Genomic DNA, 25,137 nt, shown 5'->3' with positions numbered 1-25,137 from the left:
CGCGCGACGCTTGAAATGGTCGCGTCACCGGCCCGGCGTAGCAGTCATGGTGTAGGGGTTGCCGCACGGCGGACACTTTCAAGAGGGCTGGCCTTGGCACATCCAGGGGCTTTCGCGTATGAACCGCTCGAGATCTTCTCGCTTGACTCGATGAGCGTCTACCTCTGAAACCAGTTCGCGATAGGTCAGACTGATTCCGCCGGGTACCGATTCGAGCAATGCGCCGAAATGGGCAATGGTCCGCTTTCCAAACCAGACGCTCTTGAGCGCCGCGGCGATCGCGATCGCCGCGGCTTCGGTTATGTGTCCACGAACAACGAAGCTCTTGAGGCACCGGCGAAGATGAATCAGCGGTTCACTCAACGGAACATAGGGTGCTTCATCGCCATGAATAAGCGCTACTTCGTCATCCTGAAAATCGATCTGCTTGAAGAATTCCTCATACACCGTCCCGAAGCCTCTCATCCCCAGGTCGCGCATTTCAAACGCACGAATCGCACCCATCGACGATAGTCCCCAGACCTCCCATCCACGCTGTATCGCATCGCGAATTTCAATATGTCCAACTGCCGGATAGGCGAAATATGTCCCGTCGACAATCGCCATGGTCGCAGGAGTCTGACGGGAGGAGATAAGTTTCGCGATGTCGCCGCGTCGGACAGGGGGCATGAACGTTATCTCCGGAGTCGATTTCGTTTCTATCACGCTGCCCACCGCTGTCGGACCGACAAACATGTAAAGTTGACTACAACGACATGATGTAGTCATGGAGACGTCGTCCTATCCGCATGTGTTCGGGTGAGAAGGCTTCCAGGCCCGGCACGATGATTCGTACGACCTGGAACGGGTCCGATGCCTGGCTCAGGCAAATTCGCACTACTTGGGACAGGTTTCGTTCCCGCAACACGTCGACCATATAGTCCCACGCCGTTTCCAGCGACGTAACATGCTGCTCATGATCCACGATGTTCGCGAAATCAACGGCATTGTCGGCGTTGGATTCCTTGGTTCTCAGGGCGGAAATTGCCTCGATCTCCTGTTTGCGTGCGCTTTGAGGCCAATGTTCGAGGCGTTTGGTCAGATCGTCACGGCCGCCGTGAATGGCGGTGAGGCGTGACTGCGCGGCCTCTGTCATGGCGCGCACCGCCGCAATCGACCGAATGGGATGTAAGCCGTACCCGGCGCACACGGCCAGCGGAGCGTCATCCGTGTTGTCGAACAGTGTCGCGCGAAAATAGGGCAGGCCGAATGCATTCGGCGTATGGCGTAGATACAACGAAAAGCCGGCATCCTCGCAGAGCTGACGCAGCCGCTTGATCGGCATTGGAGCGGAGTCCAGCCTGACCAGGCAGGATTCGTCACGTACGAAGCCAAAGGACGCAATATCGTGCTCGATTAACTCCGCCAGACCATGAACCGACGCTTCCAGCAGATTGTTTCCTGATGCGAGTCCCACCGAACTGCTGCCGAATTTCGTAGCAAAAGGATTGTCGTCAAACGGGGAGAAGACGAGTTCCGACGGGACCAGCACCGTCTCTCCGGACAGCACCTCTTCTCCAGGCGTACATGCGATGAGTTCATTGCTGTCGAATCGCTGCCCGAGAAGGGGGGCGAAATCGGCCATCGTCACCCGTGCATCATAACCATCAAGCATTCGTTCAACCGTCACCGGCGCGAAGCCGATGCCGGATCGTCCGAACTCGCACGATGCGAGTTCGATCGCTTCCATGAATGCCCCCATCTCTGCTTCCGCCGGCAGCAGGCCTTTGCCGGCACTCACGCAGAGCGAACCAGGCACCGCATTGGGGCGGATGCTTGCAAAGACAGGAATGCCGATCCGGTCCAGGGCTGTCGTGTTCGTCACACGAGTAATGCCGTATTCGCCTGCAACCGAGCGCACCAGCGCCAGCGACTCGTCGAGCGAGCGCATTCTCAGACTCGAGTTCAACCGAATCATTGCCCGCCGCCCATCGGGTCATCCAGCGCGTCCGGCCTGTATCCGGCGTCAAGAAAGGCCGTAACGCCGCCGTCCAGGCTGACGAGGTGTTCTCTTGCGTATCCCCGTGCGATCAGTTTCTCTGCCGCGCGCTTGCTTCTTGCGCCGGACTGGCAATACATGACGGCTATGCGTGTTGCATCGATCTCGGGAACGTCGATGTCCGATTCGCTCAGTGGCCAGTGCACCCCTCCGAGAGACACGCGCTTGCGTTCATCCGGTTCCCTGACATCGACAAGTACTAGCGGCCGGCCTTGCGCGTGCCATTCGATCAAGGTATTCGCAGAAATCGACCGAATCGGCATGTCCGGTACGTTGCTCGATGTCGTCACGCTCCGTACGTTGCGAATGGAAGGAGAGGTGCCGCTCAACGGATTGTTCGGATTCTTCTTCAATCTCATGCTTTTCGTCGAGCCGCTCAATGCGTCGACAAGCAGCAATGTCCCTGAAAGCGGTTCGCCTATTCCTGTAATCAACTTGATCACTTCGTTTGCCTGCAGGCAGCCGACAATGCCGGGCAGCACGCCGAGCACGCCCGCTGTCGAGCAATCGGGCGCAAGGGCCGCCGGCGGCGGCGACGGGAATAGGTCCCGGTAGTTTGGACCGCGCTCCGTCGCATCCGCACCGGCGTGGTTGAATACGGCGACCTGGCCTTCGAAGCGGTGGATCGATCCGTATACCAACGGTTTTGACAAGAACCAACATGCGTCGTTAAGCAGGAACTTGGTTGCGAAATTGTCCGTTCCATCGACGATGATGTCATAGCCCGAAATCATGTCCGACACGTTTTCATCATCGATCGCAACGGCATGCTCAACGACCTCGACGAACGGGTTGCGTGCACGCATTGCGGCGGCCGCCGTCCGGACCTTGGTTTCGCGGCAATCTGCGACACCATAGATGACCTGTCGGTGCAGATTGCTCAGCGAGACGAGATCGGCGTCGGCGATGCCGATTCGCCCGACGCCGGCAGCGGCGAGATAAAGCAGAATCGGACACCCCAGGCCACCTGCGCCCGCTACAAGCACGCTGGCGCGCTTCAATGCCAATTGTCCTGTTTCGCCGATCTGGGGCACGGCGATCTGTCTGGAATAGAAGCTGTGCTCCTCTACCGTGAGCATGTCGCACATGTCAGCCTCCCGCGACGGCGGAAATCAACGTAACGACCGACGTTCTCGGCAGCGCCATATGACGATCCGCGGCAGGATCGATCTGGCCGCCGTCGACGAACACGCCGACGAAGGGCGATATCCGGCCGTGCGCATCCAGTATGGCTGCCGTCAGGGCAGGATACGCTGCAGTCAGGCCGCGACAGATTTCATCAATGCTTTGCTCATCTCGTTCCAGTTGCAGTTGGCCGTTTGCCAATGCGGCGAGTTGTGCGGAAAGTATCAACGTCGGCATGACTATCCCGTGTGAAATTGAGAAATCGACTACCTGGTCTCAGAGGCATTCAGCTTCGTTTCAGCATGCCCGGAATCAAATATCGGCCGCATGTTCCATGCGACGATCAAAAGCGCGACCAATACCGCTGGCGCGATACCGGACAGCAGATAAGGCAACGGATCGGAAAAGTATCGGACGACACAGACGCACGCGGGCAAGGCAATCAGAATGAAGCAGCACGCCTTGATGACGGGCAACCTGACCGTCAATCGGTAAGCCCGCCCGACGCCGATCAACAGTATGAGCGGGCATTCGATTGCAAAAATCAACGTTGCCCATTTTTGGTTCGGAATCGCATAGCGTGTTACCTCTGGCGACGCGCCATAGATATGCGCCCAGAGTCCGGGTATGGCGAGATAGGCAATCCACGCAATGGCGTCCAGCATCAGGAGAAGCATGATGCCGGCGCTCGCAGCATTCACGGCGCGCGTTCGATCCAGCGCGCCCATCGCCTGCGTCGCACGGATCGTTGCTGCCGTCGCGCAGCCGGCGCCGATCAGCATCAGCAAGCCAAGCCACTGGGAAGCAATCTGATAGGCGTTCAGTGCGACGACGCCGAGATTGCCGACGAACCAGGTCATCGACGATACCGAGACCGTTGTCATTGCGTCAGCGAATCCCGCCGGAACGCCAATCTTCAACAGCGCAAGACAGTCGTGCGGCAAGCACGTCCCGATCTGACCCATCGCAGCGGACAAACCGCGGCGGTTCATCCATAGAACCATTGCCAGCGCCACGGCCGCCAGTACGTAGCGTGAAAGCGTCAGCGCCAGCGCGGCACTCGACTCACTGGAGATTCCCAGGGCAGATGAGGCATGGACGAGCCAGAAAGTGGCGAGCGCGGTGACCGACGTACCGAGTATCGCGAGAAGCAACACGAACCTGGGCCGTTGGGTCGCCTCGAAATAGAATGAAATCGATAGATAGATACAAAACGCCGGCATGCCGTAGCCGATCGTCTGCAGCGGCGAAAAGGCGTCGACCCCGTCTGCTGCATGCCGTGACGCAAACACCCACGAAACGATGACCGACAGGGCAGACATCAAGCAACCCATTCCAAACGCGACCAGAATCGACGAAAGGACGAAGGCGGTTGCTCGCTCGTGCTCTCCCGCGCCGTGACGTTTTGCCACCTCCGTCTCCGTACCCACGAGCCCGCTGAAGCTCGCGACCACCATGACCTGTTGAATCGCCATGGCAAGCGTGAGACTTGCCATTCCGACCGTCGAGTAATGTCCGAGAATCGACATCGTTATGATCCCGGACACGTATGAAAGCATTCTTGTCGTGGCCATCGTCGCCGCCAGCCGCGCGATCACGAAGAATTCCTCGCGAAGGAGGGGCGTGCGAATCAGTGTCGTGCTCATTGGATTCCCGGCTCCCTCTCTCGTGGACAGTCCCCGGATGCCATTTCCGTCAATTGAGCACGACAGTCCCTCAACCAGGCAAGGAATGCAGCACCCTCGTCGGTCAACCAGGTGGCGGCCTGTGCGGACAATTGCGGCTCGAGTAGCGCGGCTCGCCTGATAGCCTGCGCCAGCTTGTCAGTAACATGCGCGCGAATGCGTGGGTGATCCGAAGTCGTATCGGTACGCGCGGCCAGGAAGAATGCGATCAGATGAATGTACACGTGGTAGGCGCCCAAACCCTGATCGAAGGGCCAATGATTTCGCCGCCATTTCAGATTCTTGTTCCACGTACTGACCACGCTCTCGGACTTCCGTGCGTCGTACTCGCGCACGAGCAAACCCGGACTCATGTAAAGATCGAACAGCTTGGTATGCGTAGCCTCGTGCAACAGCGACTCGGCTGCCAGCCAGGGCTCCTCCAGTGCGCCGGAGAACAGGAAGATCGCTCCAGGAATCGTCGGGGTCGACACGCTATCGAAGTACGCAGGTTGAGGCGCCTCCGACGCGCTGGCCTTTCCGTCTACCGAATAGGTGCACATGAGTCGCACATGCTGGATGCACGATTGAGCGGTTTCCGGCAACAGGCGCATCAGGAGCGCATGCCCGTCCTGGCAACCCCGGACGGTCGCCGGCGTTCCGTCGATCAGCGCCACGCGAGCGGATAATCCACGTGGGGCAATCTCGGCCTCGTAAAGCAGGGACATTACGGCTGCGCATTCCGGCGCGTTGCTCGGGTGCAACCAGACTATTTCGCCGATACTCGCATGTGCTCGTGGATGGTTTTCAGACACCGACCGTGCCCATGTTTCAGACGGCAGCCGCACTGCCGGTGTCGTTTCTGCCTCCCCGCCGTGCACGAGCCGCCACATTGCGCGTCGGACAGCATATCGCGCAATGGGATGCAAAACGATTTGCCACGAGCCTGTCTCACTCGACGAACTCAGCATTTCGCGCAACGGATCGATTGACGCATCGTCGTCGGCAAAGTCGAGATAGGCCGCCGCTCGATCGGCGCACGACGCCAATACGTGTCTTGTATCGCCAAAGTAGCCGCCGGAAAGCAGGCGATCGACGCTGACGGAATGGGATTCAGCCACGAGTGCAATGTCCTGTAGAAGGTGTGATCCGGTTTGTCAGCCTGCCGCGGCAATGAGCCTCTCTGCGTCCGCGGCGACGCGTGTTCTGTCTTCTCGTGCGAAGGCAAGGCCGCATTCGAGCAAGGTCCGAACGTCGCCAGTGAATCTCGCCTTGTCCACGGCGATGTCCATCAGGCTTTTCAAGTGCCCGGCCGTCAGCCCGTCCGGGCTGGCGATTGCCTCCCACAGCAACAATCCAGGGCCGTCGAGCTCTGAGGCAACACCGGTGATGCCGCTGACAAGCACCCGATTTCCAGGGCCGGACGGCTGTGTATGAACATGCGCCTCCGCGACGATGACCGAGAAATTCGGTGAGTCGAAGTCAACTGCTGCCAATGGCTCGGACAAGTCGAACATCCCGAAGCGGCAAAGTGCGGCAACCGTCTCATCTGCCTGCCCGCCGATGTGCGGCGCCAGGCATTGCACGACGCTTTCATGACTTTGTTTGATTCTCAGCGGATCCAGATTCAGGTCCGGAATCGGAAGTTCGATCAGGTACCCCGTCCGCGGATCGTAGATCACCGTATGAGCGTGAACGGAAGCGTTCAGCACGGATCGCTGCGTATGACAGATCGTGACTTCCGGAGACAGCGCAATGTCTCTTTCCGGCAGACGCTCCCATACGGATAGGCTACGCCGCGCCACGCCGGGTAATCCTGTCCCGAGACAGGTTCTGAGAAATGCTTCTTCTTCGCTTGCCGTCGATAACGACCGATGAAAACGCGACACTTGCGAAATGAAGCTCATGTTTCGAGCCCGCGGATTCATGTCGGCCCCGACCTGCTCAAATATGCTTCCTCCGGAATGAACGTAGTCGATCTCGCGACTGAGCGACAGGTCGTGATTTTCCGGCGGCTCGACAAGTCGAACGCCGAAGCGCTCCGGATCTTTTCCGACGGGGGAATGGACGTCGACCGTAAACCGGCTGGCGCCCCACGAGGAATACGCGTTGCCGTAGACCGTGCGTGACCGCTCGACCACACGTTCGCAAAACGCGACCGTTCTGGCGGCTTCTTCCAGTGTTTCACCCGGAAACCCCAGGATGGCGAAGAGATGCACCGCAATGCCCGCCTTCAGGCAGATTTCTAGGTTGTCTTCGATGTACTCGACCTGCACTTCCTTTTCCATCAAATCGAGGATCCGCTGGTTATACGACTCCAACCCGAAATTCAGGCGACGACAGCCAGCGCGATAAAGTTCGTCGGCAATATCCTGCGTCCATTGCTGGCTGAATCTCGTTTCCGCATACCACTTGATCGGACTGCCGATCGCAATCAGTTCCCGGCTGACATCCGCGAGCGAACGGATCGTCATGATCTCGTCGACGAACATGAAGTACCGCGAGCCATGCAGGCGGGCCAGCTCGGCGATTTCCGCAGCCACCTCGCTGGCCGTTCGCCGACGAAAGCTGCCGCTCGCATAGGGGATCGAACAGAATGCACACTTCCATGCACAACCTCGCGATGAAAAGACAGGCAGCACCGGGCCCGGCGAAAAATATTTTTCGAGAGGAATCAAGTCGAAGGCCGGTTTTGCCGCATGCTTCAGCGCCGTCTTCACGGGGGGCGTATGGACAGTATTCCCGGCGATGACCTCTGACAAACCCGGAATGGGGCCCAGCCTCCGTTCGAAAAGACGCTCGTAAAGCGCGGGCAGCGCCTCTTCGCCTTCATACAGGATGCAGTAGTCGAAAATGTCGTGGAACGGATGTAGTTCGCCGCTCCAGGCACTCATCATGCGAGTCGTATAGTTTCCGCCGACGACAATTTTTAGATTCGGGCGCAATGCCTTGATCAATGTCGCCGCGGTCACCGCCGGCGTCAGCTGGGTTTCCGCCGAGATGGAAATTCCGACCAGGCCGATGTCCGGATCGGCAATGGCGTCCGGGATGATTTTTTCGAACGCCCAGCGGTACAGGGAAAGGGGGTTGGTTGCGGCACGCCTGATTGCCGCCGACGACGGTGCCAGGTAGTCGAAATCTTCGGTGGTGAGATCAAAGCGCAAACCGTCGAAAGACGCGGAAATCACTCGCAAGGCATCTCTCATCGTGATTTTTGCTTGATTGAATTCGTGATGGTTCGTCAGGGAATCGAAGCTGCGCAGAATGGCGCGGGCTGAATCGACTCTGGCGATGGCGGATTCGCAGACGACTTTTGCCTGTTCGATCGCTTGACGCTCGATTATGTCCTTTGCCGTCCGACGCTCCAGCAGCTTGCCGATTTCCGAGAGTCCGCGTGCAGACACGACCAGATCGAGAAATTCGATATTGAGATCGAGACACCTGACCGGTTTTCCTTTCTCTCTCAGCACACCGGCAAGCAACGGTATTGCGAGATACGGGGCATGCGCACTCCACAACGGCGGATTGATCAGCAAGACGACGGGGCCACTGGCGAGCGCGCGGCCACGCGCGAATGCGATGGATTGAGTGAAGCCAGACTGCATGATCGGATATCCCGCGTTGAATTGGGGAAGGGGTGTGGCCCCCTTCCTTGAGCCTGCTGCTTAAGCGCCGGATTTACCCGAAAGGCTCGGTCTCTCGACATTCACGTTCGCGTATTGTGTTTGGAGAACGATTTCCGGCCCGATCAGCTTGATCGACGGCGTTACGCTGGTGTCCTCTTGTTGGAGTGCTTCCTTCAGCTTCGTCAATACGTCCTGGTTTTGCATGTTTGATCATCCTTCGAAGGGTTATGGTGCAATGGAAATTGCGCCGATTTTCTTCAATGCGCATAAGCAATCCAGGATTTCATGCGCTTGAAGCGTGAGGCCCGTATCGTGCACGAGCTTTTCGATTTCGTCGGGCGAGCGTTGATTGCAAATTTCGAGAATAAACCATGCGGCAGTGTTGAGCTGGTGCAGTGTTCTTGCGTCCCGATTGAAAATAATGCAGCTTAGCCCGTTGTCTATGGGTTTGACTTTCAATCCATTGTTTTTCTCGTATCTCATGCGTGCGTGATCTAATGGCGGGTGCATGTCGGTACGATACGGTCTTAATATATTTGGTTTAACTGGTAACTATGACAGGGCTGTCAATTAAAGTGGATCAAGTTTGATTGGATCAAATTAATTCGGGGTGTGGGTGTTTGGTGATAATCAAGACGCATCTGGCGTTTTGATTTTGTTTGATCAGGAAAAACATAATGAATTTGCATTGATTGCGGCAATGACGCCCCGGTCGCTCGCTGCTGTCGATACCTTTGCGGCCAACGCGAGCGGTTATGCCCCGTTGTCGCAAGTCGTGCCTGCTCGGCGGGTTCCGCCCGGCATTCGTTCGACCGGGCAGCCAGGAATTCACAAAATGAATACCATCCGATTCATCAAATAAATTTCAAAAATGGCTGCGCGCTCGCTATGCTGGATCAATCTGATTCCGCGAGCATGCGATGGCTGAACTCTATCTGGTACGGCACGGGCAGGCGTCGTTCGGCACCGACGACTACGACCGCCTTTCCGAGCGCGGCGAGCAGCAGGGCGTCTGGCTCGGCGAATACTTCGCGCGGCAGGGCATCGCGTTCGACCGCGTGACGTGCGGCACGCAGCACCGGCATGCGCAGACGGTCGACGCGATCCTGCGCGGCATGGGCCGCGACGACGTGCGCTGCGACCGGCATCCGGGCCTGAACGAATACGACTTCCACGGGCTCTTCGCCGCGGCCGCCGACGAATTTCCGGAGATTGCGCGGCTCGCGGCCGGCACGATGAAGGAGCACTTCCGCGCGCTGCGGCAGGTGCTGCAGCTCTGGTCGGAGGACCGGCTGAGCGGCGCGGTGCCCGAGACCTGGGCGCAGTTCCAGCAGCGCGTCGCCGACGCGCGCGCCGCGCTCCGGCAGGGCGACGCGCAGCGCGTGCTGGTGGTGAGCTCGGGCGGCCCGATCGCGGTCACCACGCAACAGGTGCTGGCGGCGCCGGCATCGAGCGCGATCGCGCTGAACCTGCAGATCCGCAACAGCAGCATTTCGCAGTATTTCTTCAACGCCGACGCGTTTCATCTGGCGTCGTTCAACGGCATCCCGCATCTCGAGGATCCGGAGCGGCGCGCATACCGAACCTACGGCTGACCCACGACCGATCGCGACGATGACGAACACACCCCAGCAACTCGATATCGCCAGGCTGACCCAGTATCTGGAACAGCACATCCCCGGTTTCGAAGGGCCGGTCGACGCGGAGAAATTCGCCGGCGGCCAGTCGAACCCGACCTTCCTGCTGAACGCGAAGAGCGGCCGCTACGTGCTGCGCCGGCAGCCGCCGGGCGAACTGCTGAAGTCCGCGCACGCGGTCGACCGCGAGTTCCGCGTGCTGACCGCGCTGTCGGGCAGCGCGGTGCCGGTCGCGCGCCCGTACCACCTGTGCGAGGACCGCGACGTGATCGGCAGCATGTTCTACGTGATGAGCTTCGAGGACGGGCGGATCTTCTGGAATCCGGCATTGACGGAGCTGCCGAAGCCGGACCGCGCGACGTGCCACGACGCGGTGCTGCAGACGATGGCCGCGCTGCACGACGTCGACGTCGACGCGGTGGGCCTCGGCGATTTCGGCCGGCCCGGCAACTATTTCGAGCGGCAGATCGGCGTGTGGACGAAGCAGTACCGCGCGGCCGAAACCGAGCGGCTCGACGCGATGGAAACGCTGATCGACTGGCTGCCGAAAGCGTGCCCGCCCGATACGGGCCGGCCGTCGCTCGTGCACGGCGACTTCCGGCTCGACAACCTGATGTTCGAGCGCGACAGCTTCCGCGTGAAGGCCGTGCTCGACTGGGAACTGTCGACGCTCGGCAACTCGCTCGCCGATCTTGCGTACTACTGCATGTGCCTGCGCCTGCCGTCCGACGGCCACGTGCCGGGGCTCGCCGGCCAGGATCGCGCGGCGCTCGGCGTGCCGGACGAAGCGCAGATCGTCGCGCGCTATTGCGAGCTGCGCGGGATCGAACCGATCCGCGACTGGCACTTCTATCTCGCGTTCAGCTTCTTCCGGCTCGCCGCGATCGCGCAGGGCGTGAAGGCGCGCGCGCTGCAGGGCAATGCATCGAACACGGCGGCGCTGCGCGTCGGCAACATGGCGGGCCCGCTCGCCGAGGAAGCCGTGCGCGTGATCGACGCGCACCGCTGAACACGCGCGGCAGCACATGCCGACAACATTCAATGGAGGAGCGAAGCATGGCAACGAATCTGTTTGACCTGACGGGCAAGATCGCGCTGGTGACCGGCGCGAGCCGCGGCATCGGCGAGGAAATCGCGAAGCTGCTCGCGGAGCAGGGCGCGCACGTGATCGTGTCGAGCCGCAAGATCGGCGACTGCCAGGCGGTGGCCGACGAGATCGTCGCGGCGGGCGGCAAGGCCGAGGCGCTCGCATGCCACGTCGGGCGCATGGAGGACATCGCGGCCGCGTTCGAGCACATCCGCGGCAAGCACGGGCGCCTCGACATCCTCGTCAACAACGCGGCCGCGAATCCGTATTTCGGCCATATCCTCGATACCGATCTGCAGGCGTACGACAAGACGGTCGAAGTGAACATCCGCGGCTATTTCTTCATGTCGGTCGAGGCCGGCAGGCTGATGCGGGAGCACGGCGGCGGCGCGATCGTCAACACGGCGTCGGTGAACGCGCTGCAGCCGGGCGACCGGCAGGGCATCTACTCGATCACGAAGGCCGCGGTCGTCAACATGACGCGCGCGTTCGCGAAGGAATGCGGGCCGCTCGGCATTCGCGTGAACGCGCTGCTGCCGGGCCTCACGAAGACCAAGTTCGCGGGCGCGCTGTTCGAGGACGAGCAAATCTACGCGAGCTGGAAGGCGAAGATCCCGCTGCGCCGTCACGCGGAGCCGCGCGAAATGGCCGGCACGGTGTTGTATCTCGTGTCGGACGCGTCGAGCTACACGAACGGCGAATGCATCGTCGTCGACGGCGGCCTGACGATCTGATCCCGCACGCCGGCGGCCGGCAGCCCGGTCAACCGCTGTTGCATCCCATTCAAGGAAGATCCACATGAACTTCGAATACTCGCCCAAAGTCAAGGAAATGCAGGCCCGCCTGCTGGCCTTCTTCGATCGCCACATCTACCCGAACGAGCACCGCTTCGAGGCGGAGGTGGAGGCGAATCGCCGCGCGGGCAATGCGTGGGTGCCGACCACAGTGATCGAGGAACTGAAGCCGCTGGCGCGCGAAGCGGGCCTGTGGAACCTGTTCCTGCCGCGTTCGTCGCGCGCGCCGGAAGGCCTGTCGAACCTCGAATACGCGCCGCTTTGCGAGATCATGGGCCGCGTGTCCTGGGCCGCGGAAGTGTTCAATTGCTCCGCGCCGGACACCGGCAACATGGAGACGCTCGAACGCTATGCGTCCGAGGCGCTGAAGGATCGCTGGCTCGAGCCGCTGCTGCGCGGCGAGATCCGCTCTGCATTCCTGATGACCGAGCCGGCCGTGGCGTCGTCGGATGCGACCAATATCGAATGCCGCATCGAGCGCCAGGGCGACGAGTACGTGATCAACGGCCGCAAGTGGTGGTCGTCGGGCGCCGGCGACCCGCGCTGCGCGGTGTACATCGTGATGGGCAAGACCGACCCGGACGCGGGCCGCCACGAGCAGCAATCGATGATCGTGGTGCCGGCCGACACGCCGGGCATCACCGTGCTGCGCCACCTGCCGGTGTTCGGTTACGACGACGCGCCGCACGGCCACATGGAAATCGACCTGAAGGACGTGCGCGTGCCCGTGTCGAACATCCTGCTCGGCGAGGGCCGCGGCTTCGAGATCGCGCAGGGCCGCCTTGGGCCGGGCCGCATCCACCACTGCATGCGCAGCATCGGCATCGCCGAGCGCGCGCTGGAACTGATGTGCCGGCGCCTGAGCTCGCGCGTCGCATTCGGCAAGCCGCTCGCGCAGCACAGCGTGTGGCACGAGCGCATCGCCGAAGCGCGCTGCATGATCGAGCAGGCTCGCCTGCTGACGCTGAAGGCCGCGTACATGATGGACACCGTGGGCAACAAGGTCGCGAAGGCCGAGATCGCGATGATCAAGGTGGTCGCGCCGAACATCGCGTGCCAGATCATCGACTGGGCGATCCAGGCGCACGGCGGCGCCGGCGTGTCGAGCGATTTCCCGCTGGCGCAGGCGTATGCGCACCAGCGCACGCTGCGCTTTGCCGACGGCCCGGACGAAGTGCACCGCGCGGCGATCGCCAAGCTCGAGCTCGCGAAGCATCTGCACCGGCTGGCCGACGTGGCCGAGATGCCGGTCACGCGCGGCGCGTAACGCCGGTGCATGCCTGCACGCGCCGCCCCCGTCCGCCGTGGACATGCGGGCGGCGCGCGCCTTAAGATGCCGGCAAGGAGACCGGCGATGCGCTTAACGAAGATTGATCTGAATCTGTTCGTCGTATTCGAGGCGATCTACAACAAGCGCAACCTGACGCGCGCGGCAGAGCTGCTGAGCATCACGCAGCCGGCCGTCAGCAACGCGCTCGCGCGGCTGCGCAAGACGCTGAACGATCCGCTGTTCGTGAGCACGCCGGCGGGAATGGTGCCGACGCCGATGGCGGAGAACATCGTCGGCCGGGTGCGCGAGGCGTTGCAACTGCTCGATGCCAGCGCACACGAAGGGGACGTGTTCGATCCCGCGTCGTCCGAGCGCGTGTTCCGGCTGAGCATGAGCGACCTGACCGAGGCGCTGCTGATGCCGGCGCTCGGCGAACTGCTGCAGCAGCATGCGCCCCGCATGCAGGTGCGCAGCTACTACATGGACCGCCGGGAGCTGCCGACCGCGCTCGCGAACGGCTCCGTCGACATCGCGATCGATTCTGCGCTGATCGGCGATCCGAACCTGCAGCAGGCGCTGCTCGTGCGCGACCGCTATGCGTGCATGATCCGCCGCGATCATCCTTTCAAGGGCGACGTGCTGACGCTGGACGACTATCTCGCGATGGGGCATATCCACGTATCGAGCCGCCGCAAGGGCAGCGGCCACGTCGATGCGGAGCTCGCGCGCCTCGGGCAGCGCCGCAACATCCAGATGCGGGTGCAGCACTACATGGTCGCGCCGCTGATCGCGATGCGCGGCGATCTCGCGCTGACCGCGCCGCTCAGGCTGCTGCGCAGCTACCCGGCGCGCGTGCTCGAACTGCCGTTCGAATTGCCGGATCTCGAATACTGCTGCTACTGGCACCGCAGCGCGGATCGCGACCACGCCAACCAGTGGCTGCGCGAGCAGTTGATGCAGTTGATGCGCGACCTGATCGCCTGAATCGCCTGAATCGCCTGAATCGCCTGAATCGCCTGAATCGCCTGAATCGCCTGAATCGCCTGAATCGCCTGAATCGTCGGAACCGGTGCGCGGCCGTCACTACCGCATCTTCAACGTCACGTCGGCGTTCTGCGTCGCGCCGACTTTCTCGAGCGCGGCGACCGCCGCATCGTTGCCTTGCAGGATCGCGTTCTGCAGCGCGGTGCGGCCGAGCGCATCGACGTGATCCGGATTCGCGCCGTGCGCGACGAGCGCCGGCAGCATGTCGAGCCGGCCGAACAGCGCCGCGAACGCCAAGGCCGTCTGGCCTGCATTGTTGGTCTGGTCGATCGGGCAGTGCGTATCGATCAGCCGCCTCGCGATTGCGCTTTCTCCCTTGAACAACGCACCCATCAGCGCGGTATTGCCGTGCCGGTCGCCGACGCACGGGTTCGCGCCGGCGCGCAGCAGGTAGTCGAGCGCCTGAGGCTGGTCGCGATACGTGGCGAGGATCACGGCGGTATAGCCTGCCGAGGTCTGCGCGTCGATCGGATAACGCGCGTCGACGAGCGCCTGCAGGATGTCGATGCGGCCCAGGCGCGCGGCGTCGAACCACGCGTCGTCGTAGCGGCGCGGGTCGGCTTGCGCGACGTCGTGCGGGATGGCCGCGGGCGGCGCGGTGTGCGCGCATGCGGCCAGGAATGCCGCGCTCGCGAGCACGAGCAGGCGGAAGAGGGCGGTTCGGAATCGATGGTTCATCAGCGCTGTGCGCCGCGCGTTGCCGCGCGGCGCATCCATGCGGAGTGGTGTGCGAAAGCCGCTTCGCGGCCTTCGCACGGGCGTGGCGATCAGTTCTCGGCGAGCTTGTCGGCGAGCGATTTCACGCGGGCGGGGTCGGCGTGCGTCGCGCGCGCGAGGCGCGTGCCGTAGTCCGCGTCGGCCTTGTAGAAGTACGACAGCATCGCGTACTTGTTCGCGTCGTTCTTCACCTGGTTCAGGTCGCCCGACAGCGCGGTCAGCAGATCCTGCCGCTCCTGCGCGGACAGCGCGCGGTAATACTCGCCCGCCTGCCGGAAGTTCAGCGTCTTGCGGATCGCGGCCTGCTGCGTCGTGCCGGCAAGCGGCGTCTGCGCCGACTTGTAGCGCGGGTTCTGCGCGAGTTCGTTCAGCGTCGAGGGCTCGTAGTTCACTTCGCCCTTGCGCTCGCCGAAATTCATCGCGCCGTCCTGATTGTTGTTCGTGACGGGCACGCGCGGGCGGTTGACCGGCAACTGGTTGAAGTTCGCGCCGAGGCGATACATCTGCGTGTCGGCGTACGAGAACATCCGGCCCTGCAGCATGCGGTCTTCCGACGGCTCGATGCCGGGCACCATCCGCGACGGTGCGAATGCCGATTCCTCGGTCGACTCGAAGAAGTTGTCGGGCACGCGGTTCAGCGTCATCGTGCCGACCTTGCGCTCAGGCACGCCGGTCCACACCTTCGTGTCGTCGAGCGGGTTGAAGTCGAACGCGTCGAGCTCGGACGGCTTCAGCACCTGGATATACAGATCCCACTTCGGCGCGTTGCCGGCCTTCAGTGCGCCATACAGGTCGTTCGTCATCAGGTTCCAGTCCGCGCCGATCGAGCCCGGAATGTCCTTCGGACGGAGCCCCTGCATGCCTTGCTGGCTCTTCCAGTGGAACTTCACGTACGTGAACTTGCCGTCGGCGTTGACGAACTTGAACGCGTGCACGCCGAAGCCGTCCATGTGCCGGTACGAATCGGGCATGCCTTCGGTCGTGTACAGCCGGGTCAGCATGCTGGTCGCTTCGGGCGCATGCGCGAAGAAGTCGAACGCGAGGTTCGGGTCCTGCACGCCGGTGACCGCGCTCGGCTTGTTCGCGTGGACGAAGTCCGGGAACTTGATCGCGTCGCGGATGAAGAAGATCGGCAGGTTGATGCCGACCAGATCCCAGTTGCCCTGCTCGGTATAGAACTTCACCGCGAAGCCGCGCGGGTCGCGCGCCTGCTCGGGCGAGCCGCGCGAGCCCATCACGGTCGAGAAGCGCACGAACACGGGCGTCTTCGTGCCGGGCGTGAAGAGCCTGGCGGTCGTCAGGTCGCTGAGGTCGGCGCTCGGCACGAATTCGCCGAATGCGCCGGTGCCGCGCGCGTGCACGACGCGCTCGGGGATGCGCTCGCGATCGAAGCGCTGGAGTTTTTCGATGAGATGCGAGTCCTGCAGCAGCACCGGGCCGCTCGGCCCGGCCGTCTGCGAATTCTGGTTGTCGCCGACGGGCGAACCGTTGTCGCGGGTGAGTTCGGCAGCGTAGGGCGTTGCGCTCAGCGCGACGCAGGCCGCGGCGATCACGGTGTGCAGAAGTCGATTCGCGGAGTGTGACATGTCGTTGATGTTCCTTGACGTGAGGTGGGTTGCGAAGCAACGCCGCCAATGTAAAAGGATCATCAGACGATTCGCCAATTGAATCTCGTTAAGGGCGCGATAGGCAATGCACCATCTTTGCGCATCCTGTAACGAACACAGCGGATTCGCATCGAAGTCGCAATTAATCAGAACGGCGTCGCATCCGCCATGCAGCCGCGCAAGCGCGCGGCCGATAGCTACGTCACCGGCGTGCCGCGGCGCGGCCGGCTGCGAGTTTGTTCCGATCCTTCTGCAAGGGGCGCGCACGAGTACGCGGCGTGCGGGCCCGATGGGCGACCATGATCAGAAACGTCACGATACGCGGCGGGCTCGCCGCCACCATCGCCGGTTGCACGCTGCTGCTGATGCTGGTCATCGCGGCGGCCGTGTTTGCGCTCGTGAAGAGCAACGGCGCGCTCGATGCGATGTACAGCGACGACACGGCCGCCGTCGTGCATCTGAAGACGAGTTCCGAACGCCTGCTGATGTTCCGGGCGGGCATGGGCGACGTCGAACAGCTGATCAGCGCGGGCAAGCCGGCCGTGGCGGAGGTCAAGCGGCTGCATGCGCTGCTCGACGCGAGCAATCGCGAGCTCGACGCATACCGTTCGCTACACGAGGCCGACGCGGCGGAGAAGGCGTTGCGCGACACGCTGCTCGGCCAGCGCGACCGGCTGCTGTCGCAGGCGTTCGCGAAAGGCCTCAAGCAGCTCGACGACGAGAACTTCGTCGACTTCCTGAGCACGCAGCGCGAGATGCCGGCCGCGTGGTTCGACGACTACCAGCGCGCGCTGACCGCGCTCGAGGATTTCCAGGTGCAGCGCCAGCGCGCGCGCTTCGAGCAGGCCGCCGGGCGTTTTCACATGACGCTGTGGGCGTTCGGCATCGCCGGGCTGGTGGCGCTGATCGCGGGCGTGTTCGCGCAGCGGGCGCTGACGCGCGCGATCGTCACGCCGATCGACGCGGCCGTCGATTCGTTCGCGCGGATCGCGGCCGGCGACCTGACCGGGACGGTCGAGTCGGGGCGCGGCAACGAGATGGATCGCCTGCTGAACGCGCTGAACGGGATGCGCGACGGGCTCGTCGCGGTCGTGCGCCAGGTGCGGCACGGCACCGACGCGATCATGCACGATGCGCGCGCGATCGCGGGCGGCAACCGCGACCTGTCGATGCGCGCCGGCCAGCAGGCCGCGTCGCTGCAACAGGCGGCCGCGAGCATGGAGCAGCTCACGGCGACGGTGCGCCAGAACGCGGACAACGCGCAGGACGCGAGCGCGCTCGCGACGCGCGCGTCCGACATCGCGTCGCGCGGCGGCGAGGTGGTGCGCGAGGTGGTGCGCACGATGGACGCGATCTCGGACAGCTCGACGCGCATCGTCGGCATCGTCGGCGTGATCGAGAGCATCGCGTTCCAGACCAACATCCTCGCGTTGAATGCCGCGGTGGAAGCGGCCCGCGCGGGCGAGCAGGGGCGCGGCTTCGCGGTGGTCGCGAGCGAGGTGCGGCATCTCGCGCAGCGCTCGGCCGCCGCGGCGAAGGAAATCCAGGAGCTGATCGCCGCATCGAGCCGCAACGTGCGCGACGGCAGCGCGCTGGTCGCGCGCGCGGGCACGACGATGGACGAGATCCTGAAGGCGGTGGGCAGCGTGAACGCGATCATGGCCGACATCAGCCTCGCGTCGCGCGAGCAGACGGCCGGCATCGAGCTCGTGAACGCGTCCGTCACGCAGATGGAGGCAGCAACCCAACACAATGCCGCGCTCGTTGAAACGGCTTCCACGGCGGCCGCGTCGCTCGAAATGCAGAGCGAGAGCCTGTACGCGGCCGTGTCGCTGTTCCGCGTCGACGCGACCGCGCCCGCCGGCTGAGCGCATCGCGCGCCCGGCGCGGCATCACCGCTGCCCGAAGTACGCGCTCGGCGGCACGCCGAGCGCCTTGCGGAACATCGCGGCGAACGCGCCGGCGCGGTGGCGTTCGGCGTGGTGTTCCTCGTGCCGAACTATTTCGCGGCGCTGCACGGCTACAGCGCGCGCGACATCGGCCTCGCGATGATTCCGTACGGGCTCGTGCAGTTCGCGATGTCGTTCCTGACGCCGCCGCTGATGCGCCGCATCGGCCCGCGCGCCGCGATCGTCGCCGGGTTCGCGCTGGTCGCGGCCGGCTGCCTGATGAACATCCACCTGAGCGCGGATGCCGCGTCGAACGTGATCGTGCCGTCGCTCGTCGTGATCGCGCTGTCGGTGATGGCGGTCGACGGCATCGAGAAGGCGCAGCTCGGCTCCGCATCGGGCGTGTTCAACATGGTCCGCAACGTCGGCGGCGCGATCGGCATCGCGCTCGCGAGCCAGCTCGTCGTCGAGCGCAACAAGCTGCACGCGATGCGGATCGGTGAAGCGGTCACGCAGTATTCGGCCGCGTTCCAGGAACGCATGGCGCTGCTGGCGCGGCTGCTGTCGGGCCGCCATCTCGACCGGCCGGATGCGCTGCCGCGCGGCGCGTTCGGCGGCGTGCACGAGCTCGCGCTCGCGGTGGTGAACCAGCGCGTGATGCGCGAGGCGCTGCTGATGGCGTACAGCGACACGTTCCTGATCGCCGGCATCGCGATGCTCGCGTGCACGGCGAGCGCGTTCCTGCTGCGCGGCAAGCGGGCGGCCGCGCAGCCGGTCGCTCGGCCGGTCGCTCAGCCGGCGCGCGAGCGCTAGCTCGCGCAGGGTCAGTGCGCGGAATCGGGCGACACCACTTCCCATGTGCCGAACAGCGTCAGGCCGGCCGCCACGGCGAGCACCGCGGACGCGCGGTTGTCGAGCTGGCAGCGGTACTGCGGCTCGTAGTCGTGCGCATAAGCGTGGCGGCCGATCGCGCGCACCACGCCGCGCGCATGGCCCTTGCCGCGGAAAGCCGGCAGCGTGAGCACGCCGAGATCCATCAGGCGCGTGTCGTCCCACGCATACATGCTGGCGGCGGTGACGAGGCGGCCCTGCTCGAACGCGCCGAAGGCGGCCGCGTGATCGAGCGCGACGTAGGCGGCGTCGCGGTCCTGCCCCGACGCAGCGGATTCGAAGGCCGCGAACGCCGCCGCGTCGACCTCGGTCAGCCGGCGCACGGACGGATCGTCGCCGTCGCGCAGCAACGCATCCTTGCCGGCTGCCGAGAAGTAGAACAGATGGTCCGCGCCGTGCAGCGTGACGTTCGCCTCCCGCAGCCGCCGGCGAAAGCCGGGCTCCGACAGGCGCGGCTCCTGGCGCAGGCCGAGGCGCTCGGCGAGGGCCGGCGTCAGGACCGCCTCGCAGCGCCGGTCGGCGTGCTGCAGCACCATGACGCGGGCGTCCTCGTCGAGGTCCGGATTGACGGTGACGGTGAAGCGGCTGTCGCGGTGGAGGATGTCGCCGCGTGAAAACGGCGCGTGCCAGTAATCGGCGATGGTTCGCGAGAAACGGGTCATGCGGATGGGCTCTGCGCTGTCCGTGGAGCCGTCATCATAGGATTTTCGGTGAAAGCCTGTCGACAGGTTCGGGCGCGTCGAACTGCTCGACCAGCGCGCGCCGGAACACGTCCAGCACCTCGTCGTCGTCCGCGTTCTTCGACGTCGCGAGCTGGAACTCGACTGCATGCCCGAGCCGGTTCGCGAGCAGCCTGCGCATCTTCCCGGCCGCCACCCACGGCGCCGCGACATGCTCCGGCAGAAAGCCGAGATGCGCGCCCGACAGGATGAAGATCACGTCGGCGTCGACGTTCTCGGAGAACGCGGTCGGCTGCCGGCCGCGCAGCCGCGCGCCCGATGTGCCGGTCTTGTACAGGCGCGCGACGGCGTTCGACTGCGCGACGTCGTCGACGGTGACGGCCTGCTTCGCGAACAGCGGATGCGCGGCGCCGCAGTAGAGCGCCTGCTGCTCGACGAACAGCGGCGTGTAGTTCAACCCGGCCTGGCGCCCCGAGAAGTAGCCGATCGCGAGCTGGAGCCCGCCGTTGAGCAGCCTGCGTTCGAGCTCGTCGGGCGGCACCGCGAGGATCTCGATCAGCACGTCGGGCGCGCGCGTGCGGAAGCGGCCGACGGCCCGCGCGATCGACTCGGCAACCGCCGGGGCCAGCAGCTCGGACATGCCCACGCGCAGCTCGCCGAGCAGCGTGCCGGACACGTCCTGCGTGTCGCGCGTAAACGCGTCGAGCGCGTGCAGCAGTCGGCGCGTGGACTGCAGCACGCGCTCGCCCTTGGGCGTCAGCCGGAACCCGCGCTTGCCGCGTTCGCACAGCCGGAACCCCAGGCGCGTCTCGAGCTTGGCCATCTGCGTGCTGATCGTGGACTGCGCCATCCCGAGCCGGCCCTGCGCCGCGCTGAACCCGCCGCTCTCGACGATCGTCACGAACAGGCGGAGCAATTGCAGATCCATGTCCCTCAATGTGGTGAGCATGGCGATACATCGCGTCTGGTTGAAGTCAGCTTATGTTAGTTCATGTTTATCGTTGCATGGCGGCGTTGCAGAATCCGGGCAGGCGTCGCACTCGCGACCGTCCGTCCCCTCGTAAAGGAATCCGCTCGATGAGCCAGAACGACTTTGCCTTCACCCGTTCGAGCCTGTACGGCACCCAGGCCGAGCCGACGTTCGCCGGCGCGACCAGCTTCATGCGCCGGCGCTTCAGCCGCGATCTCGCCGGCGTCGACCTGGCCGTCACCGGCGTGCCGTTCGACGCGGCCGTCACGCACCGTCCCGGCACGCGCTTCGGGCCGCGCGGGCTGCGCATCGCGTCGACGGGCATCGCGTGGGAGCGGCCGTGGCCGTGGGAGTTCGATCCGTTCGACGTGCTCGCGACGGTCGATTACGGCGATTGCGCGTTCGACGCGGGGCAGCCCGACTCGGTGCCGGCGGCGATCGAGCGGCACGCGGACGAGATCCTGAAGCAGGGCTGCGCGATGCTGACGCTCGGCGGCGACCACTTCATCACCTATCCGCTGCTGAAGGCGCATGCGAAGCGCCACGGGCCGCTGTCGCTCGTGCATTTCGACGCGCACACCGATACCTGGCCCGATCACGACGCGAAGCGGATCGATCACGGCACGATGTTCTTCCACGCGGCCAACGAGGGCTCGGTGGTGCCCGGGCGGTCCGTGCAGGTCGGCATCCGCACGACCAACGACGCGCCGATGGGGTTCGACATCGTCGACGCGCGGCAGGTGCATCGCGCGACGCCCGACGCGATCGCCGCGCGCATCCGTGAACGGGTCGGCGATCATCCCGTGTACCTGACGTTCGACATCGACTGTCTCGACCCGGCCTTCGCGCCGGGCACGGGCACGCCGGTGGCGGGCGGGCTGTCGAGCTACCAGGCGCTCGAGATCCTGCGCGGCCTCAGGGGCATCAACCTGGTCGGCATGGACGTGGTCGAGGTGTCGCCGCCGTACGACCACGCGGAAATCACGTCGCTCGCGGGCGCGACGATCGCGATGGAGCTGGTGTGCCTCTACGCGTGGCGGCATCGGTGCATGCGGTAACGGCGGCGCGCGCGGCCGCCCGACCATCAGGAACGAGGACATGAACGACAGAACCTATCGCAAGGCCGTGCCGGAGGATGCGTCACGGTGCATCGAGATTCGCGGGCGCACGCGCGAGAACGCGTTTTCCGCAGCCGAGCTGCGGGCGCTGGGCATCACCGCCGACACCTGGCGCGACGGGATCGCGAACGGCGCGTTTCCCGGCTACGTGTGCTGCGTGGACGGCACGGTGATCGGCTATTGCTTCGGCGATCGCGACAGCGGCGAGATCGTCGTGCTCGCGCTGCTGCCGGCGTACGAGGGCGAGGGCATCGGCAAGGCATTGCTGCGGCGCGTCGTCGATGATTTCAGGGCGCGCGGGTTCACCAATCTGTTTCTTGGCTGCTCCGATGATCCGGCCGTGCGCTCCCACGGTTTCTACCGGCATCTCGGCTGGACGCCGACCGGCGAACGCGACGCCGCCGGCGACGAAATCCTCGCGCTTCGGCTCGGCTGAGCCCCCGGCTTCCCGTCGCGCGAAACATCGCGGCCGCCGCCGCGCGCGCGATGCCCTACGATGGAGAGATCCTTCCCTGCGAAAGGCCTCCGCCGTGTGCACCAACTATCGCGCGCCGGACGAAGATCCGGGCATCAGCGAGCTGAAGCTCGGGATCGGCGACCTGTTTCGCCGCGATCCGTGGGCGCCGGACGTGTATCCGGACTATGCGGCGCCGATCGCCCGCGCGGACGGCGACGGCCTGGCGGTCGTGAAGGCCGTGTTCGGCTTCTGGCCGAAGTTCATGCAGCCTGAGCGCGTCGACGACGCCGGCCGGAAAAAGAAAAAACTCGACACGATGAACGCGCGCGCCGAGACGGTCGGCAGCTCGCGCCTGTACGCCAAGGCGTGGCGCGACGGCCAGCGCTGCCTGATTCCGGCGCGCTGGATCTGCGAGCCGTGCTACGAGACGGGGCGCAACGTGTGGCACCGGATCGGCCTGGCCGGGTGGGGCGCGTACTGCGTGGCCGGCATCTGGCGGCGCTATGAAGGCGACGACGGCCGGCAACTGATCGGCATGGCGATGCTCACGGTCAACGCGGACGCGCACCCCGTGTTCGCGCGGATGCACCGGCCCGGCGACGAGAAGCGGGGCGTCGTGATCGTGCGCCGCGGCGACTACGACGAATGGCTGCACACGCCCCGCGTCGAGGCTGCGCGCGTGATGCTCCAGCTGCTGCCGGCCGACGAGATGGCGGCCGAACCGAACCCGAAATGACCGAAGCGGGCCCGCTGCGTCGCGCGCCGTATCGGACAAGTTAGAAACTGCGCCGAAGCCGGGTAATTACCGATTTCGTCATAGTTGTATATACAAGATTATCCGCTGGCACTGTCGGCGCGAGCCGTGCCGACTGCGCGCCGGCCTGCTGATCGTGCATGTCCGGCGCATGCCGGCGATCCACGGCGCTCCCCCTCACGAGTCACACCATGCGGCTCGGTACGCTTCCCAGCATCGGTGGATGCGTCGCGCATCCTGAGTCATTTGGAGAACCATCCGTGTCAACGAATTCCAGTGGAAATGCCGGCAGCGGGCTGATCGAAGTCCGCTCGATCGATTTCATTCCCGAGGCCGAGCGTCATGGCGGCCTGTTCAGCCAGTTCACGCTGTGGCTGTCGGCCAACCTGCAGATCACGGCCATCGTGACGGGCGCGCTCGCGGTCGTGCTCGGCGGCGACGTGTTCTGGTCGCTGGTCGCGCTGCTGCTCGGCCAGCTGGTCGGCGGCGCGGTGATGGCGCTGCATGGCGCGCAGGGCCCGCAGCTCGGCCTGCCGCAGATGATCTCGAGCCGCGTGCAGTTCGGCGTGTACGGCGCGATGATCCCGATCGTGCTCGTGTGCCTGATGTACATCGGCTTCTCCGCGAGCGGCTCGGTGCTGGCGGGGCAGGCGGTCGCGCAGCTGCTGCACGTCGACGACGCCACGGGCATCCTGCTGTTCGCCGCCGTGATCGTCGTGCTGACCGTGTTCGGCTATCGCGCGATCCACGCGGTGGGGCGCGTGGCGAGCGTGATCGGCATCGCCGCGTTCGTCTACATGTTCGCGCAGCTGTTCGCGAACCATGACATCGGCGCGCTGCTCGCGAACCGGCACTTCTCGCTCGCGAGCTTCCTGCTGTCGATGTCGCTGTCGGCGTCGTGGCAGATCGCGTTCGGGCCGTACGTGGCCGACTATTCGCGCTATCTGCCGCGCTCGACGTCGTCGGTCGGCACCTTCCTCGCGGTGGGCGCAGGCTCGGTGATCGGCGCGCAGGCCGCGATGGTGTTCGGCGTGTTCGCGGCCGCGCTGGCGGGCAGCCAGTTCGCGCATCACGAGGTCGCGTATATCGTCGGGCTCGGCTCGACGGGCGCCGTCGCCGCGCTGCTGTACTTCAGCATCGCATTCGGCAAGGTGACGGTCACGGCGCTCAACGCATACGGCAGCTTCATGTCGATGGCGACCATCATCAGCGGCTTCCGCGGCAAGGGCGCCGTGTCGTCGCGCAGCCGCCTCGCGTACATCTTCGGGATGATCTTCATCTCGACGATGGTCGCACTCGCCGGCCGGCATTCGTTCCTGAAGGAATTCACCGCGTTCATCCTGTTCCTGCTCGCGTTCTTCACGCCGTGGAGCGCGATCAACCTCGTCGACTACTACTGCTTCACGAAGTCGCGCTACGACGTGCCCGCGCTGTCCGATCCCGACGGCCGCTACGGGCGCTGGAACGTGATGGCGATCTCGATCTACGTCGTCGGCATCCTCGTGCAGCTGCCGTTCATGTCGACGCACATCTACACGGGGCCGCTGGTCGACGCGCTGGGCGGCACCGACATCTCGTGGATCCTCGGCCTCGTCGTGCCCGCCGTGCTGTACTACGTCGGCGCGCGCGCGTCGCGCCGCGAGATTCCCGAACGGCTGATCCTCCCGTTCGAGCGCGGCGAGATCCGCAACTGACCACCGGCCCGCGCCGCTTGCCGGCGCGCGCCTTCCGCTCCGGCCGCACCGTGCCGCGGTGCGCAACGCATCGGC

24 protein-coding genes and 1 pseudogene are annotated in these 25,137 nt (G+C 64.4%); 12 read left to right on the top strand and 13 right to left on the bottom strand.

The window, feature by feature from the left end; all coding sequences use genetic code 11:
- Positions 1–78: 78 nt before the first annotated feature.
- The 9 genes from HWY45_RS18240 to HWY45_RS18200 all read right to left on the bottom strand — a co-directional run bounded on the left by HWY45_RS18240 (position 79) and on the right by HWY45_RS18200 (position 8,912).
- On the bottom strand, positions 79–669 hold the full coding sequence (locus HWY45_RS18240; RefSeq protein ID WP_170304043.1) for a TfuA-like protein: 591 nt from the start codon (positions 667–669) through the stop codon (positions 79–81).
- 76 nt (positions 670–745) lie between these two features.
- Positions 746–1,930 (bottom strand): YcaO-like family protein, encoded by a 1,185-nt coding sequence (locus HWY45_RS18235; protein WP_059885410.1) that lies wholly within the window; start codon positions 1,928–1,930, stop codon positions 746–748.
- A gap of 23 nt (positions 1,931–1,953) precedes the next feature.
- On the bottom strand, positions 1,954–3,126 hold the full coding sequence (moeB, locus tag HWY45_RS18230) for a HesA/MoeB/ThiF family protein (RefSeq protein WP_059885412.1): 1,173 nt from the start codon (positions 3,124–3,126) through the stop codon (positions 1,954–1,956).
- A gap of 1 nt (position 3,127) precedes the next feature.
- A complete protein-coding gene (locus tag HWY45_RS18225) occupies positions 3,128–3,400 on the bottom strand; it encodes a MoaD/ThiS family protein (protein WP_124482491.1) in 273 nt (90 codons plus the stop codon).
- 29 nt (positions 3,401–3,429) lie between these two features.
- Positions 3,430–4,809: an MATE family efflux transporter gene (locus tag HWY45_RS18220; protein WP_059885416.1), complete on the bottom strand. Its 1,380-nt coding sequence runs from the start codon at positions 4,807–4,809 to the stop codon at positions 3,430–3,432.
- Positions 4,806–5,948, bottom strand: a complete 1,143-nt coding sequence (locus HWY45_RS18215) for an aKG-HExxH-type peptide beta-hydroxylase (protein WP_150998963.1) — start codon at positions 5,946–5,948, stop codon at positions 4,806–4,808. Before HWY45_RS18215 ends, HWY45_RS18220 begins: the two co-directional genes overlap by 4 nt.
- 36 nt (positions 5,949–5,984) lie before the next feature.
- On the bottom strand, positions 5,985–8,432 hold the full coding sequence (locus HWY45_RS18210) for a B12-binding domain-containing radical SAM protein (protein ID WP_059885421.1): 2,448 nt from the start codon (positions 8,430–8,432) through the stop codon (positions 5,985–5,987).
- Between the two features lie 60 nt (positions 8,433–8,492).
- Entirely contained in the window at positions 8,493–8,657 is a 165-nt protein-coding gene (locus tag HWY45_RS18205) for a hypothetical protein (protein ID WP_155628818.1), read from the bottom strand.
- A 21-nt stretch (positions 8,658–8,678) separates the two neighbouring features.
- Positions 8,679–8,912, bottom strand: coding sequence for a hypothetical protein (locus tag HWY45_RS18200; protein ID WP_124490044.1), 234 nt, complete (start codon positions 8,910–8,912; stop codon positions 8,679–8,681).
- A gap of 151 nt (positions 8,913–9,063) precedes the next feature.
- Between HWY45_RS18200 and HWY45_RS18195 the strand changes: the two genes are divergently transcribed.
- From HWY45_RS18195 to HWY45_RS18170, 6 genes are all read left to right on the top strand, one after another.
- Positions 9,064–9,315, top strand: a complete 252-nt coding sequence (locus HWY45_RS18195; RefSeq protein WP_155628986.1) for a hypothetical protein — start codon at positions 9,064–9,066, stop codon at positions 9,313–9,315.
- Between the two features lie 58 nt (positions 9,316–9,373).
- On the top strand, positions 9,374–10,048 hold the full coding sequence (locus tag HWY45_RS18190; protein ID WP_059810969.1) for a histidine phosphatase family protein: 675 nt from the start codon (positions 9,374–9,376) through the stop codon (positions 10,046–10,048).
- Between the two features lie 19 nt (positions 10,049–10,067).
- Entirely contained in the window at positions 10,068–11,099 is a 1,032-nt protein-coding gene (locus tag HWY45_RS18185; protein ID WP_059885423.1) for a phosphotransferase, read from the top strand.
- Positions 11,100–11,146: 47 nt separating this feature from the next.
- Positions 11,147–11,911 carry an SDR family oxidoreductase gene (locus HWY45_RS18180; protein ID WP_059566880.1) on the top strand — a complete coding sequence of 255 codons (765 nt, stop codon included), beginning with the start codon at positions 11,147–11,149 and terminating at the stop codon, positions 11,909–11,911.
- A gap of 64 nt (positions 11,912–11,975) precedes the next feature.
- Positions 11,976–13,238: an acyl-CoA dehydrogenase family protein gene (locus HWY45_RS18175; protein WP_059885425.1), complete on the top strand. Its 1,263-nt coding sequence runs from the start codon at positions 11,976–11,978 to the stop codon at positions 13,236–13,238.
- Between the two features lie 87 nt (positions 13,239–13,325).
- The gene (locus tag HWY45_RS18170) at positions 13,326–14,225 is read left to right on the top strand and encodes a LysR family transcriptional regulator (protein ID WP_059885427.1); all 900 of its coding nucleotides are present in this window, start codon (positions 13,326–13,328) and stop codon (positions 14,223–14,225) included.
- A 99-nt stretch (positions 14,226–14,324) separates the two neighbouring features.
- Here HWY45_RS18170 and HWY45_RS18165 read toward each other — a convergent pair whose 3' ends face one another.
- Together HWY45_RS18165 and HWY45_RS18160 are read right to left on the bottom strand one after the other, a co-directional pair.
- On the bottom strand, positions 14,325–14,963 hold the full coding sequence (locus tag HWY45_RS18165) for an ankyrin repeat domain-containing protein (protein WP_059885657.1): 639 nt from the start codon (positions 14,961–14,963) through the stop codon (positions 14,325–14,327).
- Positions 14,964–15,052: 89 nt separating this feature from the next.
- Positions 15,053–16,588 carry a catalase gene (locus HWY45_RS18160; protein ID WP_059885429.1) on the bottom strand — a complete coding sequence of 512 codons (1,536 nt, stop codon included), beginning with the start codon at positions 16,586–16,588 and terminating at the stop codon, positions 15,053–15,055.
- Between the two features lie 320 nt (positions 16,589–16,908).
- Between HWY45_RS18160 and HWY45_RS18155 the strand changes: the two genes are divergently transcribed.
- Positions 16,909–18,477: a methyl-accepting chemotaxis protein gene (locus HWY45_RS18155; protein WP_175038317.1), complete on the top strand. Its 1,569-nt coding sequence runs from the start codon at positions 16,909–16,911 to the stop codon at positions 18,475–18,477.
- Positions 18,478–18,570: 93 nt separating this feature from the next.
- Positions 18,571–19,311, top strand: a pseudogene (locus tag HWY45_RS18150) (MFS transporter); the annotation flags it as partial.
- 11 nt (positions 19,312–19,322) lie between these two features.
- Here HWY45_RS18150 and HWY45_RS18145 read toward each other — a convergent pair.
- Together HWY45_RS18145 and HWY45_RS18140 are read right to left on the bottom strand one after the other, a co-directional pair.
- Entirely contained in the window at positions 19,323–20,051 is a 729-nt protein-coding gene (locus HWY45_RS18145) for a GNAT family N-acetyltransferase (protein WP_059885432.1), read from the bottom strand.
- 34 nt (positions 20,052–20,085) lie between these two features.
- Positions 20,086–21,018, bottom strand: a complete 933-nt coding sequence (locus HWY45_RS18140) for a LysR family transcriptional regulator (protein ID WP_059885434.1) — start codon at positions 21,016–21,018, stop codon at positions 20,086–20,088.
- A 128-nt stretch (positions 21,019–21,146) separates the two neighbouring features.
- On the opposite strand from HWY45_RS18140, the gene speB reads away from it, so the two are divergent.
- From speB to HWY45_RS18120, 4 genes are all read left to right on the top strand, one after another.
- On the top strand, positions 21,147–22,097 hold the full coding sequence (gene speB / locus HWY45_RS18135) for an agmatinase (RefSeq protein WP_059885436.1): 951 nt from the start codon (positions 21,147–21,149) through the stop codon (positions 22,095–22,097).
- A gap of 40 nt (positions 22,098–22,137) precedes the next feature.
- Positions 22,138–22,593, top strand: a complete 456-nt coding sequence (locus HWY45_RS18130; protein WP_059885438.1) for a GNAT family N-acetyltransferase — start codon at positions 22,138–22,140, stop codon at positions 22,591–22,593.
- Between the two features lie 94 nt (positions 22,594–22,687).
- The gene (locus HWY45_RS18125) at positions 22,688–23,350 is read left to right on the top strand and encodes an SOS response-associated peptidase family protein (RefSeq protein WP_059885441.1); all 663 of its coding nucleotides are present in this window, start codon (positions 22,688–22,690) and stop codon (positions 23,348–23,350) included.
- Positions 23,351–23,628: 278 nt separating this feature from the next.
- On the top strand, positions 23,629–25,062 hold the full coding sequence (locus HWY45_RS18120) for a purine-cytosine permease family protein (protein ID WP_059885444.1): 1,434 nt from the start codon (positions 23,629–23,631) through the stop codon (positions 25,060–25,062).
- The last annotated feature ends 75 nt before the right edge of the window (positions 25,063–25,137 follow it).

Source organism: Burkholderia stagnalis (genome assembly GCF_902830275.1).
GTDB lineage: Bacteria > Pseudomonadota > Gammaproteobacteria > Burkholderiales > Burkholderiaceae > Burkholderia > Burkholderia stagnalis.
This window is presented reverse-complemented; position numbering and strand designations above follow the sequence as displayed.

What these genes read in the sequence shown, in the direction of transcription:
- HWY45_RS18210 (WP_059885421.1), bottom strand. Translation starts at nt 8,432, where the DNA reads ATGCAGTCTGGCTTCACTCAATCCATCGCATTCGCGCGTGGCCGCGCG.
- HWY45_RS18130 (WP_059885438.1), top strand. Translation starts at nt 22,138, where the DNA reads ATGAACGACAGAACCTATCGCAAGGCCGTGCCGGAGGATGCGTCACGG.
- HWY45_RS18185 (WP_059885423.1), top strand. Translation starts at nt 10,068, where the DNA reads ATGACGAACACACCCCAGCAACTCGATATCGCCAGGCTGACCCAGTAT.
- HWY45_RS18175 (WP_059885425.1), top strand. Translation starts at nt 11,976, where the DNA reads ATGAACTTCGAATACTCGCCCAAAGTCAAGGAAATGCAGGCCCGCCTG.
- HWY45_RS18235 (WP_059885410.1), bottom strand. Translation starts at nt 1,930, where the DNA reads ATGCGCTCGCTCGACGAGTCGCTGGCGCTGGTGCGCTCGGTTGCAGGC.
- HWY45_RS18165 (WP_059885657.1), bottom strand. Translation starts at nt 14,963, where the DNA reads ATGAACCATCGATTCCGAACCGCCCTCTTCCGCCTGCTCGTGCTCGCG.
- moeB (WP_059885412.1), bottom strand. Translation starts at nt 3,126, where the DNA reads ATGTGCGACATGCTCACGGTAGAGGAGCACAGCTTCTATTCCAGACAG.
- HWY45_RS18225 (WP_124482491.1), bottom strand. Translation starts at nt 3,400, where the DNA reads ATGCCGACGTTGATACTTTCCGCACAACTCGCCGCATTGGCAAACGGC.
- HWY45_RS18220 (WP_059885416.1), bottom strand. Translation starts at nt 4,809, where the DNA reads ATGAGCACGACACTGATTCGCACGCCCCTCCTTCGCGAGGAATTCTTC.
- HWY45_RS18160 (WP_059885429.1), bottom strand. Translation starts at nt 16,588, where the DNA reads ATGTCACACTCCGCGAATCGACTTCTGCACACCGTGATCGCCGCGGCC.
- HWY45_RS18170 (WP_059885427.1), top strand. Translation starts at nt 13,326, where the DNA reads ATGCGCTTAACGAAGATTGATCTGAATCTGTTCGTCGTATTCGAGGCG.
- HWY45_RS18190 (WP_059810969.1), top strand. Translation starts at nt 9,374, where the DNA reads ATGGCTGAACTCTATCTGGTACGGCACGGGCAGGCGTCGTTCGGCACC.
- HWY45_RS18145 (WP_059885432.1), bottom strand. Translation starts at nt 20,051, where the DNA reads ATGACCCGTTTCTCGCGAACCATCGCCGATTACTGGCACGCGCCGTTT.
- speB (WP_059885436.1), top strand. Translation starts at nt 21,147, where the DNA reads ATGAGCCAGAACGACTTTGCCTTCACCCGTTCGAGCCTGTACGGCACC.
- HWY45_RS18140 (WP_059885434.1), bottom strand. Translation starts at nt 21,018, where the DNA reads ATGCTCACCACATTGAGGGACATGGATCTGCAATTGCTCCGCCTGTTC.
- HWY45_RS18240 (WP_170304043.1), bottom strand. Translation starts at nt 669, where the DNA reads ATGCCCCCTGTCCGACGCGGCGACATCGCGAAACTTATCTCCTCCCGT.
- HWY45_RS18180 (WP_059566880.1), top strand. Translation starts at nt 11,147, where the DNA reads ATGGCAACGAATCTGTTTGACCTGACGGGCAAGATCGCGCTGGTGACC.
- HWY45_RS18155 (WP_175038317.1), top strand. Translation starts at nt 16,909, where the DNA reads ATGATCAGAAACGTCACGATACGCGGCGGGCTCGCCGCCACCATCGCC.
- HWY45_RS18205 (WP_155628818.1), bottom strand. Translation starts at nt 8,657, where the DNA reads ATGCAAAACCAGGACGTATTGACGAAGCTGAAGGAAGCACTCCAACAA.